The sequence below is a fragment of the Acinetobacter bouvetii genome (genome assembly GCF_902753875.1).
Classification (GTDB): domain Bacteria; phylum Pseudomonadota; class Gammaproteobacteria; order Pseudomonadales; family Moraxellaceae; genus Acinetobacter; species Acinetobacter bouvetii_A.
Genome location: NZ_CADDTS010000022.1, coordinates 137,072 through 154,746 on the forward strand (window position 1 = coordinate 137,072; position 17,675 = coordinate 154,746).

Sequence of the window (17,675 nt, forward strand, 5' to 3'; positions counted from 1 at the left end):
ATTTGTTTGGCTGAATTGCTTAGAAAGCATCGTATGCTTTTATTGGGTCGATAAAAGGATAATACAATGACTAATTTGAGCAATATTGTGGAAATACTCGCGAAACAAGCTTTAGGCGGACAGCAACAGCAATCACAATCCGGCGGTTTGGGTGATATTTTAGGTTCGGTGCTTGGGCAAATGGGTGGCAGTAATCCTCAACAGTCGCAACAAAATTCACCAACCCAACAAGGTGGACTTGGTGGAATTTTAGGATCGGTACTGAGTCAGTTGGGTGGTGCAGGGCAGACTCAGCAATCCCAACCCAAAAGTAATGCAGCTGCCAGTGGCACCAAAACTTTATTAATAGCAGTATTGCCCTTGATCTTGGCCTGGATTCAAAAGCAAGGCGGGATTCAGGGTGCACTGGATAAATTAAAAGGCACGGGACTCAGTAGCCAGGTGGATGATTGGGTCTCTACAGGCCCAGGTGAAAATGCCAGTGTTAATCAGCAACAAGTTCAAGGCTTGTTTGATGATCAGGACGTCGAACAGGTGGCACAAGAAGCTCAAGTACCGAAACAGGATATATACAGTGCCATTTCTACGGTATTGCCACAAATTATTGATTCACTCACCCCGCAAGGTGAGCAAACCAATAAACAGGAAGCCAATGCTGATATCCAACAAGTGATGAATCTGGTTTCAGGTTTTTTGAAACGTTAAGGCTAATATTCTTATGTGAAAGCCAGTTGAGTTTGTGACTTAACTGGTTTTTTTGTGCCTATATTGATTTATATATATATGGCTGATCATATTACTGCGGATTTTCCATACTAAATAAAGTATTAGATTTGGAAATTTTTTTAGCAATATAGTGGGATTTTTTTAGCCGAATTAAAATAATCTGTGATTGAAATTCAAGTTCACCAAATTCCGGTTCGACCTGCACATAATGTAATTGCCCAAAACTGTCCCGAACACGTGCTTGCGCAGAAAATCCAGGTCGGGCATTGCCGCTGGAAATTGTGGCCAAACGTCCGAGTAAATTGATTTGTTGTTTGGTTTGCGTCGGTTTAATCACCTGATCTAGACAGTGAATCATAAACACGGTGAAAAAAATCGCAATGATCAATGCAGGGATAATTAAATAATAAGCAGGAAGAAATTGTTGTTGTTTGGCAAAAACACAAAGTTGTAAAAAATAGCCTGAAAAACTGAAGTTCATCAGTAAAAACACCACAATCAGTGTTTTGGAAAATTTGACATTCAGCAAAGGCGATTCAGTTAGACGTTTTGGAGAAAGACCTTTTAGAAACTGTGTCGGGCGTATATTAAAATAATAGCCAATGGTTTCTACCATGCTGAGTAAAACCAAAGCCAATAAACTTAAATGAAAAGGGATTAAGTTATAGTCTTGTAAAAACTCAAGCATGGTAAATTCCATTTGGTTTATTCTTCTTTCAGGTAAATTCCACCATCAGAATGCACATTAATTTCTACTTTTTCAAGTGATTGCCCTAGGCAGGGGCCAGATATACATTCACCAGTTTCTACTAGAAACAGCGCGCCATGCGTTGAGCATTCAATATATTCCTGATCACGATCCAGAAACTGGTTTTCCAAAAATTCCAGCTCAACCTGCAAATGCGGGCATAGATTTTGATAAGCATAGAATGAACCATCGCGCTGGGTAATGAAAATGGTGTCACCATCCGGCGTTTCATATGAACGTGCTTCACGTTCAGGAATCTCTTCCGTCATGGCAATCTTGATCATTATGCACATTCCTTTTGGAAGTTATTAAATAATTCTGCGTAATGTTCTACACTCAAGCGAGGGCCAAACTGTGAAACCACTTCACTTGAAATCAGGATTGACAGTTCAGCAGCCAATTTAAGGCTTAAACCAGCATTTAGTGCATATAAGAACGCACCGGCAAAGGCATCACCGGCACCATTGGCATCTACCGCAGTCACTTTACGACCTGGTACTTTCAGGGTTTGCTCAGAATCGGAAATTAATGCACCTTCGGCTGATAATGTAATGACAGTGTATTTGCTTTTTAATTGCAATTTAGCCAATGCTGCTTCAATTGAATCAGTTTCTGTATACATTAAAGCTTCATGATAATTACAAAGCAATAGGTCAACGCCATCATCTAATAGCTCATCCAGACCTTGACGTGCGTATTGCACCATAGCTGGATCAGAAAGGGTTAAAGCAATTTTGACGCCATGTGCTTTGGCAATTTCACGTGCCTGTTTTACTGCTTGTCGCGCAGAATCGCTGGTAGATAAATAACCTTCAATATAAAGCCATTTAGCTGTTTTTAAGGGCTCAAAATTAATTTGTGTTTCACTGAGTTCAGCGGTAATGCCAAGGTAAGTATGCATGGTACGTTCAGAATCGGGGCTAACCAGTACCATACAGGTACCTGTGACACCTTCACTGACAGATTGTTCAGCGGTTTGAATTCCGGCATCATTTAAACCGCTTAAGTAAATACGACCAAGCTCATCATTTCCTACACGGCATGCATAAAAGGCTTTGCTGCCCAGTGCACTGAAAGCAACGGTGGTATTAGCAGCAGATCCACCAGATGCTTGACCTTTGTATACTTGTGTTTCTTTTAAGTTATTATATAAATTTGCTTGTGTTTCACCGTCAGTCAACTGCATAGTGCCTTTTTGCAAATTTTGTTGAATTAGGAAATCGTCAGAGACTTTAAATTCTTGGTCGATTAATGCATTACCAATTGCAAAAAGATCAACAGTTGCCATGTCTTTCGTTCACATTTTAAATTAAAGCGCTAAGTTTACACCAATGCTCATGATTGCTGTAGATTGATGAATAAAATTCAAGATGTGGCTGATTTTATTCGTTCAAAATGCACTATAGAAAAGGATTAGGAAAGTTAGATGAATATCACGATTGCCAAAGCTGAAAAATTACCTGAACAAATCAAGGAATTGGCCAAACAAGCTCGTAAAGAAGGCTTTCAGATTGTGGATCAATTGATTGAAGAGTATGAGAGTGGAAAAAACTGCTTTGATCAACCCGGTGAATTTCTGCTTTTTGTTTATGATGATGAGAAGTTGATTGCTTGCGGCGGTTTAAATCAGCAGTGGAATGAAAATGAAATTGATGTGCGTATTGGTCGTGTACGTCGTTTTTATGTATTACCGAAATATCGTAAGCATGGTGTAGGTAAGCAGTTGTTACAATATCTGGAAAAAAATGCCCGTGCCAATTTTTCTGCCCTTTGTTTGAATACGGACACTAAATCTGCAGCAAGTTTTTATCAAAAACAAAATTATGTATTTGTTGAAAATCATCCAAATTATAGCTATTTCAAATATCTGCTCTAGTTTTTATTTCTTTTCGTTCATGATGCTATGGCTTAGGCTCATCAGCATCATGCGCTATAGTCTTTTTTTAGTTTTGCAATGTGTATGTGTGATTTTAGGTGCTGATTTTATTTGAATTTAGTGAATTTTTAATGTTGCGTTAAGAGATACGTTTGAAAATATCAGTCTAGATCTCTTCTGAGTCAGACTGATGAATCAACAACTAAGTATTACAAACCATCTTTCTAAAGTGCCTCAAATCACAGCACTGTTCTGGATTACTAAAGTTTTTGCCACAACCTTTGGTGAAACCGGTGGTGATGCGCTGTCTATGTCACTGAATTTAGGATATTTAGTCAGCACCTTTATTTTTGCTGCCCTATTTATCGCGATGCTGTTTTTTCAAATCCGTGCTAAAGCTTATCATCCGTATCTGTACTGGTTTACCATTATTGCCAGTACCACCGTAGGGACCACACTGGCCGATTTTGTCGATCGCTCATTGGGAATTGGTTACATAGGCGGAAGTAGTCTGTTGCTGGCTTTGGTGTGTTTGTCTTTATTCAGTTGGTATAAAGTTGAAGGCAGTATTTCACCACATACAGTGAATTATCCACGTGCAGAAATTTTCTATTGGATCACCATTACTTTTTCTCAAACCCTGGGTACGGCTTTAGGTGACTGGTCAGCAGATACCATGGGGCTGGGATATAGTGGCGGAATTGTACTGTTCGTCGGGCTGATTTTATTGATTTTTCTTTTGTATCTATTTACTAATATTTCACGAACCTTGTTGTTCTGGAGTGCATTTGTCTTAACCCGTCCATTGGGTGCAGTTGTGGGAGATTTTCTGGACAAACCGATTGCCTCTGGCGGTCTGGATTTAAGCCGCTTCACAGCTTCAGCAGTGATTTTGATAGTGATTTTATTCTGTATTTATTTAAGCCATAAAATTCCTGAGAAACAGCTATTAAAGAGTTAAATGTGTTTTTTATCTTCAATTTAAAAGATAGCAATTCGTTGCTATCTTTTTTTGCCTTGGATATCGTGCTGATTTTGCTCAATAAGAACCAAACATAAACTTGACTAAAATGCTTGGAAATTCCTCATTCTACAAATCCAAATACTTTAAGATTCAGGTATAATCTAAACCATCTTATAAATATGTATACGTGAGGAGATCACATGACTGTAGATGTCACTGAAACCATTTCTCAAACTGTTCATCCTGCGTTTCAGCTGATACGTCAACACCATGTAGAAGCCTTAGATATTCAAGTGTCTGAATATCAGCATAAAGTCACCGGTGCAATTCATTATCATCTGGCCAGTGATCTGGATGAAAATGTCTTTCTCGTGGCGTTTCGTACCCAGCCGATGGATTCCAAGGGCGAGGCTCATATTCTTGAGCATACGGCATTATGTGGCTCTGAAAAATTTCCAGTACGTGACCCGTTTTTCTTGATGATTCGTCGTTCACTGAACACATTCATGAATGCGTTTACTTCTGCGGACTGGACAGCTTATCCTTTTGCAACGCAAAATAAAAAAGACTTTCAGAACTTGCTTGAAGTGTATCTTGATGCCACTTTTGCGGCCAACTTAAATGAACTTGATTTTGCGCAAGAAGGCATTCGTATTGAGCTGGAAGATGGACAGCCGGTCTATAAAGGCGTAGTTTTCAATGAAATGAAAGGGGCGATGAGTTCTCCTTCAGACCAGCTCTATCATCAATTGGCACATCATTTATTCCCGAATACTACCTATCATTACAATTCAGGTGGTGATCCTAAAGATATTCCAGATTTGACTTACCCAGAGTTGGTTCATTTCTATAAATCACATTACCATCCAAGTAATGCTGTGTTTATGACTTTTGGTAATGAGTCGGCATATCATCTGCAAGAACAATTTGAAACTTTAGCCTTGGCTAAATTTGTGAAAGGCCAAACGCTTCATTCAACCCCAGAAACACGTCTGACAGCACCCCTTGAAGTGACTGAAACTTATGCAGTAGATGCTGAAGATTTAAGTGATAAAACTTATCACGTCATCGCTTGGCTATTGCCGGAAGCCAGTGATATTAAATTGCGTTTAGGGATGCGTTTAGTTGAAGGCATCCTGCTTGAAGATTCAGCTTCTCCGCTGCGTCATTACCTGGAAACCTGTGATTATGCGCAGTCGACCGGTCCAATTATGGGTGTGGATGACTCCAACTTTGAAATGACGTTCTTCTGTGGTGTACAAGGTTCAGACCCTGAGCATGCTGAAGAATTTAAAAACGGCGTGTTCAAGGTTCTGGAACAGGTGGCATCTAAACCAGTAGATCAGCAGATGGTGGATGCTATTCTGCATCAGATTGAATTGCATCAGCGTGAAATCAATGGCGATGGCATGCCTTATGGTTTAAGCCTGATTTTAAACGGTTTAAGCAGCGCGATTCATCATAGCGATCCAGTGCATATTTGGGACGTGGACAATGCCATTGAGCAAGTGAAAGAAGAACTGAAAGACCCAATGTGGTTGTCGAATCTGATTAAAGAATATTTGCTGGATAATCCGCATCGTGTACAAATGACCTTGGTGCCGGATGCAACCAAATCGGCCAAGGAAGCTGAAGCAGAAAAAGCCCGTTTGGCGGACATTGGTGCCAAACTGACAGATGAACAAAAATCGGAAATCATCAAACAGACTGAAGCCCTAAAAGTACGTCAGGATACGCCAGATGATTTGAACTTGTTGCCAAAAGTAGGTCTGGAGGATGTTCCTGCAGATTTGCATATTGTACAAGGTCAATTGCGTGAAATTATCAGCAATAATCTCGACACACCTTTGAACCTCTACCATGCCGGTACCAACGGTATTTATTATCAGCAAGTAACCATCAAGATTCCTGATCAGGTGGTGCAATCTCCATACTTTAACTTGTTGTCAATTTTGCTGGGTGAAGTGGGTGCTGGCGAGTATGACTATCTTGCGCTACAGCAGCTGCAAACGGCGGTGAGCGGTGGTGTAGGGATGGGTGCATCACTGCGTTCAAAATACGATGATAAAAACAAGATCAGTGCATGGCTGACTTTAACCACCAAGTCGCTGGTGAATAATTTTGAAGCCATTCGCTTGTTGAAACTGGCCTTTGAACAGCTACGTTTTGATGAAAAAGATCGCATTATAGAGTTACTGCAACAACGTAAAACCCGTTGGAATTCGCGTATTTCAGGTTCAGGCCACAGTTATGCCATGCAAATTGCCGGACGTAATCATAGTGCTTTGGCACAACGTGATTATCAAAATACCGGTTTGGGGGCACTGAACTGGTTAGGTGACTTGGTGAATAAAATTGAAAATGATGAAGCTGCTTATGATGCTTTAATTGCGGAATTAAAAGCGATTCATCGTCTGCTTTTACAAGCACCGAAACAATTCTTGCTGGTGTGTGAAGAACACCAATCTGAACGTTTAATTGAAGAGGTGCAAGAGGTTTGGGATAAGCTGGCAATTGACCCAACCCCTGTAGCATTAACTCAAGTTGTCACGGAAAATAGCAATAATGATGAAGCTTGGCTTATTCAGGCCAATGTACAATTCTGTGCGGCAGCTTATGCTGCAGTTGAAGTGTCGCATGCAGATGCTGCACCACTAATGGTCTTGGCTGCATATTTGCGTAATGGCTTCTTGCACAGCGCAATTCGTGAAAAAGGTGGTGCTTACGGTGGTGGTGCAAACTATGACGGCAATGCTTGCTCGTTCCGTTTCTACAGCTACCGTGATCCGCGTTTGGCAGAAACTTTTAAAGATTTTGAGGCCAGTATTGACTGGTTGCTGAACTCAGAACACAAGCCGCATCAACTTGAAGAAGCAATTTTGGGCTTGATTGCCAGCATGGACAAACCGGGTTCTCCGGCTGGTGAAGCCATCAGTGCCTGTTATGCATTACTACACGCACGTACACCGGCAGTACGCAAGCAATTACGAGCACGTTTGCTTGCTGTCACTCTGGATGACCTAAAACGGGTAGCAGAACAATATCTAGTTCAGCAAAAACCAGTGAAAGCGGTTGTTGCTCCAGTCGCTAAACGTGAGGCACTGCTTGAACTTGGTTTTGATATTAAGCAAGTGAACTAATACATCATTTGAGGTATGACTATATGGCGTTCAAATCAATTGAACGCACAACATTGCAACTGAGCATGATCATGCTCAGTTCTTTGTATGTGGCGAATATTAATGCGCAGACTCCGGACTCTTTGGTTACACCAGCAAGCCCAGAAGCCTGTGTTGCCTTGGATTCAAATGCAGATCGTTTGGCTTGTTATGATGCATTGTTCAAAATTCCTGAAGTGGCTAAACCTACTTTGGTCTCTGAGCGTCAGGCTGCACAGGAAATACAACCTGAGCAAACAGAAAAGCAGACATTTAAAGAAAAGGTTGGCCATGCGTTCACAGATCGTTTATTTGCAGTTGAAGCACCCAAGCTGAATCCAAACCTATCTTTACTGGATAGTCGTTGGGAGCTGTCGCAGGAAAGTAAACTTGGTACTTGGAATATTCGTAGCTATCAACCGGTTTATTTGCTTCCTGCATTTTGGACTTCAGATAAAAATGAGTTTCCGCACAGTCCGAACCCGAATAATACAGTCGCTCAGGACCAGAACCTGAAATCGATGGAATCCAAGTTCCAGCTGTCATTAAAAACCAAAGCTGTGGAAAACCTGTTTGGTGATAATGGCGATGTTTGGTTGGGCTATACCCAGTCATCACGTTGGCAAGTATATAATGAAAAAGAATCGCGTCCGTTCCGTGAAACCAATTATGAACCGGAAGCCAGTTTGGTATTTCGTACCAATTATGAAATTTTGGGCTTGAATGCACGTTTACTCGGTATGACTTTTAATCATCAGTCGAATGGTCGTGCAGATCCTTTATCACGTAGCTGGAACCGGATTATTTTCAATATTGGCTTGGAGCGTGATAACTTTGCATTGATGTTGCGTCCTTGGTATCGCTTAGAAGAAAATGCTAAAGATGATAACAATCCGGATATTGAAGACTATGTCGGTCGGGGCGATCTAACGGCCTTCTATCGCTGGAATGACAATGATTTTTCACTCATGCTACGTCACTCACTGAAAGGTGGTAGTGATGCCCATGGTGCTGCGCAGTTTGATTGGACATTCCCAATTAGCGGTAAATTACGTGGTCATTTTCAGCTGTTTGATGGCTATGGTGAGAGCCTGATTGATTATAACCACCGTGCGACTTATGTTGGTTTAGGTGTGTCCCTGATGAATTGGTTCTAAAAACTGATGCAATAAAAAAACCACTTTTAATGAGTGGTTTTTTTATAGCCAGTGAAACCAGCTTAACCGATTTGAATATCTGCTGGAGGGTGTTTTAAACGGCTCTTTTTCGGGGTTGCAATGAGGTAAGCCAAAGTCAACGGTCCTAAACGACCGGCGAACATCAGCAAGATTAAAGCCATCAAGCTTGCCGGTTGCAGTTCACTGGTGACACCGCGTGATAAACCGACCGTGCACGCCGCAGAAACCGCTTCAAACAGTAAATCCAGAAAGTTTTTATTGGGTTCTAAAATCAGCAGGCTGAACAGTCCTAAAAATATCAGAATTGAGGTAATGGAAAGTACCGCCAAAGCCTTAAAGGAAGTGGCCTTGGAAACTGAGTGGTTAAACACACGTAATTCTTCAGAACGGCGTAAAAAGGTGATGACACTTAAAACCACAATAATAAAAGTACCCACTTTAATGCCGCCTGCAGTACTCAAAGAGCCGCCACCAATAAACATCAGGACCATGGTCACGAGGGTAGAAGCATCGGTCATGCTGGCGACATCCAGGCTGTTAAAGCCAGATGAGCGTGGTACGGTGGCATGGAACCAGGCATTCAGGGCTTGATCACCTAGGCTCATACTAGACAGGGTGAGAGGATTGTTAGCTTCTAGTGCCCAAAGCACAACAAAGGCTGTCAGGTTCAAGCCTGCAATAGTCGAAAGGATTAATTTGCTATTGGTGCTGAGTTTTTTCCAGCGTCGGGCACGTTTGATATCCATTAGCACCACGAAGCCAATACCCCCAATAATGTAGAGCATGCTAATGGTAAAAGTAATGAAATAATGATCCGCAAAGCTCATTAAGCTTTTAGGAAATAGTGAAAAACCGCCGTTATTAAAGGCAGAAACACTATAAAAAGCAGCATAGAAAAAAGCTTGGGAAAAATTATATTCCTGCATCCAGGCAATGGTCAGAATCACTGTACCGACAGCTTCAAAAAACAGCGAATATAGCAGCACGCCTTTAATGGTGAATGAGACTCTGGTCAGGCTAGTTTGCCCAATGGTTTCCTGTGCCATCATTTGCTGTTTGAGCCGGATATTGGATGATAGGCTGAGTGCCGCCAATATGGCAAAGGTCATAAAACCTAAGCCGCCGCATTGCAGTAACAGCATAATAATCACTTGACCAAAGGTGGTATAGGCTTCTCCGACATTGACCACAGAAAGCCCGGTAATGGTCACTGCAGAGGTTGCGGTAAATAGAGCATTAATCCAGCTTAATTCACCATGATGTGCAATTGGGAGCTTGAGTAATAAAGTACCAGCGACAATAAAACTTAAAAATCCCAGCGCCAGCAGACTGGGTGGGCTGAGATTAATGGTCTGGTGTTTTTTATTATGCAATGGTTTCATCATTTATTTAAACCGGGCAGAAAGTTTGCGTAAGGGTTCAAGTTCACCTTCAACCACTAAAATATCACCTTCTTGCAGAATTAAATTCGGGTCTATACTAAATAATATGTCTTTGCCACGTTTATGCAGCAGGGTTTTAATTTCTGAACCATGGTCCATTAAGTGATTAAAACGTTCACCTTTTTGTTTGGCCTTGATCTCAATTTTAACTATAAAGTGATTGTCCTCTAAGCCCATGTAACGACTGACCATTGGATAGCTCAAAGACTGGGCAACACGCGTGCCCATATCTTCTTCTGGATGTATGATCTTATCTACACCCAGATGAGTCAGAATCATGTGGTGGGCCTTGGATTTGGCTTTGGCCCAGATTTTTTTGATACCCATATTTTTAAGATGCAAGACACATAAAATACTGGCTTCAATGTCTTCACCAATGGCCACTACAACCGCTTCACAGTTTTCAATATTCAGTTCTTTGAGTACATGTTCATCGGTCGCATCTGCAATCACAGCATGGGTGATTTGATCTGACAGGCTTTCCACATTTCTTTTGTTATTGTCGATTCCAATCACATCATGATTTAGACTGACCAGTTGGGTGGCAATGGTGGCACCAAAACTACCCAGACCAATGACTGCAAATAATGCCATGCAAAGTATTCCTTATCCGTTTTTCTCTGGTTTGATTGATGAGATGTATGTCAAATATAGACTGATTTTATCGTTTTATTTTTTATTCAGCTATTAGGCTTACAAAATTATATATAACAAAGGTTTATTTATAATAATAGCAGCATGTTATTGCTGGTACATAGATAGTCATGAGGCAATTAATTATTGATTTATTATTGGGTGAGATATTTGGTGATATAAGATTTTCTTTAAATGCAATCAGGTCATAAAAGCGTCAAAAACTTGTTTTATGATTGAGTCATAAAATTTTCTGTTTTTAGTGATGGAAATGGATGATAAAAAAATATTTAAGCTGTTGCAGCGATGGTATCCGGCACTTGAATTAAAAAAAATACCGAAGAAAAAACAGCGCTGCATATTTCAGCAATTTCAGGCATGGCTTTTCGCTGAAGAAGTGACTCAACATGAGCCTGCTTACTTAATGGCTGTAGATGCTGAAAATCCTCATGAAAATGGTTTGGAAAGATGTGCAGTTTTGCAGCATTCGCAGATTGATATTTCGCGGACCCAGCAGGACATTCGTCAAAGAACGATGCCTTTATATCAGCATTATGAGCAACATAAACAGGTGATTGGTAAGTACTACAATGTCGATGCTCAGGTGTTTGATATTGTTTTTGAAGAAATTTATGAGCTGCTCAAAGCACATCATTTTGAATTATTAATTATTTATGCAGAAACCGCGTACTGGATGGCTGTGCCGGAGGATGAAGTCAAAATCCGTAAATTCTGTAAAGCCTTCGCCAAGCAATTTAAGGCAGAAGGGATTTGTATAGAACACTATATCAAACTGGACTGCTTAAGATCGACTTAATCAGTCTTTGAATAAAAATCAATAAAAAAAGAGCCAATCAATGGCTCTTTTTTATTCAAGGATGAGGCTTATTTTAGGAAGCGTTGATAACCCAGGTTGTTGGTAATCTCTGCATATGGATAAGTGATATTTTCCAATGTTTCAATTAAACCATCCGGATTCTGTTTGGCATCGGTGGCTTCCAGACCAACCAGTACACGACCTTCAGCCGCGCCGTGGTTGCGGTAGTGGAATAGGGTAATGTTGTGTGTAGGACCAAGTCGTTCCAAGAAGGTCAGTAATGCACCCGGACGCTCCGGGAACTCGACACGGAATAAACGTTCATTTTCAATGTCTGCATGACCACCGACCAGATAACGAATATGCAGTTTTGCCACTTCATCATCAGACAAGTCATCCACGTCGTACTGAACTTTTAAGGTTTCATAAATGTCGTGACGTTCTTTTTCACCGCCTTTCAAGCTAATACCCACAAAGACCTGAGCAGCGCTGGCATTGCTGGCACGGTAGTTAAATTCGGTGATGTTGCGACCTTGCAGGGCGCGGCAGAAGTTTAGGAATGAGCCCTTTTCTTCTGGAATGGTCACGGCAAAAATGGCTTCTTTACGTTCACCCAGCTCTGTACGTTCAGCAATATAACGCAGGCGGTCAAAGTTCATGTTGGCACCGCAAACAATCGACACCATATTTTTGCCTTCGATGCCATGTTCAGCGACATATTTTTTAATGCCCGCTAAAGCCATGGCACCAGATGGCTCTACAATACTGCGGCATTCGTCATAGGTGTCTTTAATCGCGGCACAGATTTCATCGGTATTTACCAGAACGACATCACGTTCAACAATCGGACCTGAATTGTCAGATTTTTGCAGGCGGATTACATCAAATGGTTTTTCACCAATTTGCGCTACTGCCGTACCGTCAGCAAACAAACCCACAGATGGCAAAATGACACGTTCATTGGCCTCAAAGGCTGCTTTTAAACAAGCCGATTCATCATATTCCACAGGAATGACTTTGACATGTGGGGCAACATCGCCCAAGTAAGCTGCTACACCTGCAATTAAACCGCCACCGCCAACAGCAACAAAGACATATTCAACATCACGCCATTGACGCAAAATTTCATTGGCAATCGTGCCTTGACCTGCCATGACCAGTTCATCGTCATAGGGTGGAATAAAGGTCATGCCATCATCAATAGCACGTTGAATAGCATATTTATTGGCCACATCAAAAGAGTCACCGTGCAAGACCACTTCACCGCCAAGGCGTTTCACGGCCTGAACTTTAATATCCGGTGTGGTTTTCGGCATCACAATAATGGCGCGAATTCCCAGTTTTTGACCAGATAGTGCCACACCTTGAGCATGGTTACCTGCTGAAGCCGTAATAACGCCACGTTCCAACTGAGATTTCGGTAATTGACTAATACGGTTATAGGCACCGCGTAGCTTGAAGGAAAAGACAGGTTGTAAATCTTCACGTTTAAAGCGAATGTTATTATTTAGCTTTTCACTAATTCGTGGCGCTGCTTCGAGTGGAGTTTCGATTGCAACGTCATAGACCGTTGCCTGTAATATTTGTCGAACCAAACGAGACAGCATGTTAATTTTCCATCTAACAGTTTAAAATAAGCCTTTATTGTAACAAACCCCTGTACATTTGGGCTGAATAATCAGCAACAAATGTCAAAAATAGTTGAGCCAAGTTATGAGTCTGTATGCTACCCAAGATGAAAAGAAACAAGCTGCTGCAAAAGCGGCTTTAAAACACTTGCCTAAAGGCGGTATTTTGGGTGTAGGTACAGGAAGTACTGTGAACTTCCTCATTGAATTATTGCCAGAATTGCAATTGGAAGCTGCGGTTGCCAGTTCTGAAGCGACTGCTGAACGCCTAAAAAAATTAGGCATTGAAGTGGTAGATATGAACTCTGTAGGCGGCCTGGATGCCTATGTAGATGGCGCAGATGAAATCGACCGTCATATGCACATGATTAAAGGTGGCGGTGCTGCGCTGACTCGTGAAAAAATCGTGGCGTCTATTGCGAAAAAATTCGTATGTATCGTGGATGATTCAAAATGGGTTGAACAGTTGGGCCGTGAATTCCCACTTCCAGTTGAAGTCATTCCAATGGCACGCTCTGCGGTAGCCCGTAAAATCGTGTCTTTAGGTGGTGACCCTGTTTACCGTGAAGGTGTAGTAACCGATAACGGCAATGTAATTTTAGATGTTTACAATTTAAATATTTTAAATGCCCTTGAACTTGAAAAAACCCTGAATAACATTCCGGGTGTGGTATGTAACGGTATCTTTGCTTTAAACAAAGCGGATATTGCTGTGGTTGCAACTGATAATGGCATTGAAGAGCGTACTGCGGTTTAAGAAATCCTCCCTGACCCTCCTTTGCAAAAGGAGGGAAAAAGCCCCTCTTTTTAAAAGAGGGGTTGGGGGAGATTAATTATAAAAGAAGAAAATGACCCCAAACCTTCCAGAAATTCAAATCACCCGAAAATTACGCGCAACGCGATTAAGACTGCGTGTCGAACCTACACAAATTAAATTAACTGTGCCGCAGTTTTGCTCACAGCGCCAAGTTCAGGATTTTCTAAAACAATCAGAAAAATGGATGATTGAAACGTGGCAAGCCCAGCAGCAGAAAGTACAGAGTATTGATCGTTCTTTTCCCAAAGAATTACAACTGTTTAATTTAGAAAATCCTTTACAAATTACCTGTACCACACAAAAACAAAATTTTATTTACGATGCACATACCGTGGTGCTGTCGATTAGTGACCGCAATCCTGAAAGCTATTTAAAGGCTTTTGTGATTGCTTATGCTAAGCATCATCTTCCGCTTTATTTAGAGCAGGTGAGTCAACAATGCCAATTGGATTTTGGTCAATGTGCCATTCGTCAGCCGAAAACACGCTGGGGCAGCTGTTCAGCGAAACATGACATTATGTTGAATAGTGGCTTGGTGTTATTTCCGGGGCATATTGCACGTTATGTCTGTGTACATGAGCTGGCGCATACCCGGCATTTTGATCATAGTCCAAGGTTTTGGGCAGAGGTGCAAAAACATGATGCCAATTATCAGCAGCATCGAAAAATTTTAAAAAGCAGTCCGATGCCGTATTGGTGGCTAGAAAAATAGCGGTTTATAAATGAACTATAGTATTAGAATAATTTCTCAAGATGAGCACGTGGAAGAATCAATTTGGATTGAAGTCAATGGATTGATTTTAAATGTGTTTTGTAGTGATTATAATTTTATTTTTAAGACCGGTTGTATGTATCAAGTTGAATTAGACTACGAAATTTTTGATGAATATCAAATTGATATAACAGAAACGTTGCCCCAATTCAGAAAAATTGATCAGTCTTTTGCTTATGAAATTATTGGAAGATTGGATAATGGAGTTTTGACTGTAGGTGATATTTCTTTTGAAGATGAATGTTTACTGAGTGATTTTGCTTATTTGGATGGTAAAAAGATACGTTTAATTGTTGATAGAATTAAAATTTATAGATAATTATTCTAGATCTGTATATTTAGCCTCATCGAAGAATAAAGAAAATAAGGGTAGGTAGTAGGAAACTATGGGCCATAAGATATTTGAAATATCTTGCGTGCTTTTTTGATGAAGTCCTGTGTTTAAAACCTTTGCATGACAAAATTAGTTGAATATTTAGGTTTGATTGTTGACCAATTTATTTGGAATCCATTCAAAACATTTCAGAAAACCCAAACTTCCTGTCATACTACGCAGTTACGAAATGGAAACTTTTGATTTGAGGTAGTGATCGTGATTACTGTTGGTATTGTCGGTGGTACAGGTTATACAGGCGTTGAATTGTTGCGTCTTTTACTACGACACCCAAATGTGCAAGTGAATGTGCTGACATCACGTACCGAAAATGGTCGCCGTGTAGATGACATGTTCCCAAGCTTACGCGGTCATACCGATCTTCAATATTCAGATTTGAACATCGATGAACTCAAAAAATGCGATGTCGTGTTTTTTGCAACCCCTCATGGTGTGGCCATGAAACATGCAGCAGAACTGGTTGCAGCCAATACGAAAGTGATTGATCTGGCAGCAGACTTCCGTTTACAAGATCTGGAACAGTTTGAAAAATGGTATGGTCTTGAACATGCCTGCCCAGATATCTTGAAAGATTCAGTTTACGGCCTGTCAGAATTGAACCGTGACAAAATTAAAAATGCCAATGTGATTGGTAATCCGGGTTGCTATCCAACGACTGTGCAACTGGGTCTTGCGCCGTTATTTAAACAAGCTGAAGCATTGGTGAAACCTGAAAGTATTATTATTGATGCAAAATCAGGTGTGTCAGGTGCAGGCCGTAAAGCAAGTTTAGGCATGATCTATTCTGAAAATGCTGACAACTTCAAAGCATATGGCGTTGCAGGTCATCGTCATCATCCTGAAATTGTAGAAGCTTTGGAAAATATCTCGGGTCAAAAAGGCGTGTTTAATCATATTCTTTTTGTACCGCATTTGGTTCCAATGATTCGTGGCATGCTCAGCACGATTTATATTGATCTAACTGATGCGGGTGCTGAAGCTGACTTGCAAAGTTTATATGAAGCTTTCTATGCCAATGAACAATTTGTTGATGTAATGCCAGCAGGTAGTTCACCTGAAACACGTTCTGTACGTGGTGCAAACCAGCTTCGTATTGCGCTGTATAAACCTCAGCCGAAAAAACTGGTTGTATTATCAGTACAGGATAATTTGGTGAAAGGCGCGGCAGGACAAGCTGTACAAAACATGAACCTGATGTTTGGCTTTGCTGAAAATGCTGGCCTTGCTGGGATTGGTTTATTACCATAAAAAACGTTTTACGACTTCACACACATTTAGATTTGGATTTAAATGTGTGTTTTGAATGAATCAAACTCGAGATGCCGATGCAGAATACTGACTCAAATACTCCGTCACAACAGTCTTTACTAAGTAACAAGCCTTTTTTAAAGGGCAATTTACCGCTGGCCATTGGTGCTGCAATTCTGGTTGTGGGCAGTGGTTTACTGGGCTATTCAGTTGGGCATCGGCAAGGTTTGACTGTGGTTGGCTTTGAAGCCGACGCAGAGCAACTGGTTGAAGTTGTGCAAAAGCAAAAGGCTAGTTTGGAAACCCTGAATAAAAACCTGAATTTGGCTGTGCAAGAGCGTGATGTTGCAGTCAGTAATTCTAATGATTTGTATACTGCACTGAATCAGGCGCGTGAAGATAAAGTCCAGTCCGAAGGTTTGGGCGCGATCTATCGTGAAGTGTTGCGTCAGCGCGGTGGTTTAAGCCTGACTGTACAAAATATTGGTGTTAAAGCTTTACCTGACAATGCTTATGAATACCAGCTGGATCTGGTGCAGGTAAGCCCGGGCCGACGTAGTATCTCCGGTGCAGTTGAATTACGCTTAATTCAAGGTACAGAAGTGTTGGTGGTTCCTATGGAAGATAAGAACTTTAATTTCCAAGATTATGAACGTTTAACTGGACGTTGGACCATGCCTAAAGGCTTTTCTCCACAATTCATTGAAGTTCGCTTAACTGGTGGTACAAGTACTCCAGTCATCAAGCGGTTCAGTTGGGGACGTGGCAAACCGATAGAGAGTCAATCAGCATTTATTTCTGAAATTCCTCAAGCAGAAGCAAATGCCCAATAAATGTGAATTTAAAATCCTATGAGAATGAATAAGCGTCAAAATTGTTTAAATGCCATCAAAAATTCTTTTCATCAATCGGGATATGTCGATTGGCATGTTAGTCCACGCTTAAGTAATGACTCACAGGATGAATCTGAAGGTGATGTTGCAGTTCAGACTGCACCGCCTGAATTAAAGCGTCCTCCTCTATACGCTGTTGTGCTCATGAATGACGATTACACGCCAATGGACTTTGTAATTGAAATTTTACAACAATACTTTGCTTTAAATCTTGACCAAGCCACGCAAGTAATGCTAACTGTACATTATGAAGGGAAAGGTGTTGCAGGCGTTTATCCACGTGACATTGCGGAAACGAAAGCGAACCAAGTCAATAATTATGCTCGGTCTCAAGGTCATCCATTGCTTTGTCAGATTGAGCCAAAAGATTAAGGGGATTAC

General features: G+C 41.1%; 18 protein-coding genes. 12 read left to right on the plus strand and 6 right to left on the minus strand.

Annotated features, from left to right (window positions below; all coding sequences use genetic code 11):
- The first annotated feature begins 66 nt into the window (after positions 1-66).
- The gene (locus FB6_RS05745; RefSeq protein WP_174559078.1) at positions 67-705 is read left to right on the plus strand and encodes a YidB family protein; all 639 of its coding nucleotides are present in this window, start codon (positions 67-69) and stop codon (positions 703-705) included.
- Positions 706-796: 91 nt separating this feature from the next.
- Here FB6_RS05745 and FB6_RS05750 read toward each other — a convergent pair whose 3' ends face one another.
- The 3 genes from FB6_RS05750 to FB6_RS05760 are packed head-to-tail and all read right to left on the minus strand — an operon-like array spanning position 797 to position 2,762.
- Complete coding sequence (locus tag FB6_RS05750; protein WP_174559079.1) at positions 797-1,414, minus strand: OB-fold-containig protein; 618 nt, start codon at positions 1,412-1,414, stop codon at positions 797-799.
- A gap of 17 nt (positions 1,415-1,431) precedes the next feature.
- Positions 1,432-1,743: a Rieske (2Fe-2S) protein gene (locus FB6_RS05755; RefSeq protein WP_174559138.1), complete on the minus strand. Its 312-nt coding sequence runs from the start codon at positions 1,741-1,743 to the stop codon at positions 1,432-1,434.
- A 14-nt stretch (positions 1,744-1,757) separates the two neighbouring features.
- Positions 1,758-2,762: an adenosine kinase gene (locus tag FB6_RS05760; RefSeq protein ID WP_174559080.1), complete on the minus strand. Its 1,005-nt coding sequence runs from the start codon at positions 2,760-2,762 to the stop codon at positions 1,758-1,760.
- A 138-nt stretch (positions 2,763-2,900) separates the two neighbouring features.
- Between FB6_RS05760 and FB6_RS05765 the strand changes: the two genes are divergently transcribed.
- The 4 genes from FB6_RS05765 (at position 2,901) to FB6_RS05780 (ending at position 8,629) form a co-directional block, all read left to right on the plus strand.
- Positions 2,901-3,350, plus strand: a complete 450-nt coding sequence (locus FB6_RS05765; protein ID WP_174559081.1) for a GNAT family N-acetyltransferase — start codon at positions 2,901-2,903, stop codon at positions 3,348-3,350.
- 190 nt (positions 3,351-3,540) lie between these two features.
- A complete protein-coding gene (locus FB6_RS05770) occupies positions 3,541-4,311 on the plus strand; it encodes a COG4705 family protein (RefSeq protein WP_174559082.1) in 771 nt (256 codons plus the stop codon).
- 203 nt (positions 4,312-4,514) lie between these two features.
- Entirely contained in the window at positions 4,515-7,454 is a 2,940-nt protein-coding gene (locus tag FB6_RS05775) for an insulinase family protein (protein ID WP_174559083.1), read from the plus strand.
- 23 nt (positions 7,455-7,477) lie between these two features.
- The gene (locus FB6_RS05780) at positions 7,478-8,629 is read left to right on the plus strand and encodes a phospholipase A (RefSeq protein WP_174559084.1); all 1,152 of its coding nucleotides are present in this window, start codon (positions 7,478-7,480) and stop codon (positions 8,627-8,629) included.
- A gap of 62 nt (positions 8,630-8,691) precedes the next feature.
- Here the strand turns inward: FB6_RS05780 and FB6_RS05785 are convergent, their stop codons facing one another.
- Both FB6_RS05785 and FB6_RS05790 read right to left on the minus strand, forming a co-directional pair.
- The gene (locus tag FB6_RS05785) at positions 8,692-10,032 is read right to left on the minus strand and encodes a TrkH family potassium uptake protein (RefSeq protein WP_174559139.1); all 1,341 of its coding nucleotides are present in this window, start codon (positions 10,030-10,032) and stop codon (positions 8,692-8,694) included.
- A 3-nt stretch (positions 10,033-10,035) separates the two neighbouring features.
- The gene (locus FB6_RS05790; RefSeq protein ID WP_174559085.1) at positions 10,036-10,686 is read right to left on the minus strand and encodes a potassium channel family protein; all 651 of its coding nucleotides are present in this window, start codon (positions 10,684-10,686) and stop codon (positions 10,036-10,038) included.
- Positions 10,687-10,996: 310 nt separating this feature from the next.
- Between FB6_RS05790 and FB6_RS05795 the strand changes: the two genes are divergently transcribed.
- A complete protein-coding gene (locus FB6_RS05795) occupies positions 10,997-11,542 on the plus strand; it encodes a hypothetical protein (RefSeq protein ID WP_174559086.1) in 546 nt (181 codons plus the stop codon).
- Positions 11,543-11,610: 68 nt separating this feature from the next.
- On the opposite strand, the gene ilvA is transcribed toward FB6_RS05795, so the two are convergent.
- Positions 11,611-13,149 (minus strand): threonine ammonia-lyase, biosynthetic, encoded by a 1,539-nt coding sequence (gene ilvA / locus FB6_RS05800; RefSeq protein WP_174559087.1) that lies wholly within the window; start codon positions 13,147-13,149, stop codon positions 11,611-11,613.
- A gap of 106 nt (positions 13,150-13,255) precedes the next feature.
- Between ilvA and rpiA the strand changes: the two genes are divergently transcribed.
- The 6 genes from rpiA (at position 13,256) to clpS (ending at position 17,666) form a co-directional block, all read left to right on the plus strand.
- A complete protein-coding gene (gene rpiA, locus FB6_RS05805) occupies positions 13,256-13,927 on the plus strand; it encodes a ribose-5-phosphate isomerase RpiA (protein ID WP_174559088.1) in 672 nt (223 codons plus the stop codon).
- A 91-nt stretch (positions 13,928-14,018) separates the two neighbouring features.
- Positions 14,019-14,699 carry a M48 family metallopeptidase gene (locus FB6_RS05810; RefSeq protein ID WP_174559089.1) on the plus strand — a complete coding sequence of 227 codons (681 nt, stop codon included), beginning with the start codon at positions 14,019-14,021 and terminating at the stop codon, positions 14,697-14,699.
- 10 nt (positions 14,700-14,709) lie between these two features.
- On the plus strand, positions 14,710-15,078 hold the full coding sequence (locus tag FB6_RS05815; protein ID WP_174559090.1) for a hypothetical protein: 369 nt from the start codon (positions 14,710-14,712) through the stop codon (positions 15,076-15,078).
- 267 nt (positions 15,079-15,345) lie between these two features.
- On the plus strand, positions 15,346-16,401 hold the full coding sequence (gene argC / locus FB6_RS05820) for an N-acetyl-gamma-glutamyl-phosphate reductase (RefSeq protein ID WP_174559091.1): 1,056 nt from the start codon (positions 15,346-15,348) through the stop codon (positions 16,399-16,401).
- Between the two features lie 77 nt (positions 16,402-16,478).
- Entirely contained in the window at positions 16,479-17,234 is a 756-nt protein-coding gene (locus tag FB6_RS05825; protein ID WP_174559092.1) for a DUF6776 family protein, read from the plus strand.
- A gap of 18 nt (positions 17,235-17,252) precedes the next feature.
- A complete protein-coding gene (gene clpS, locus FB6_RS05830; RefSeq protein WP_174559093.1) occupies positions 17,253-17,666 on the plus strand; it encodes an ATP-dependent Clp protease adapter ClpS in 414 nt (137 codons plus the stop codon).
- Positions 17,667-17,675 lie beyond the last annotated feature (9 nt).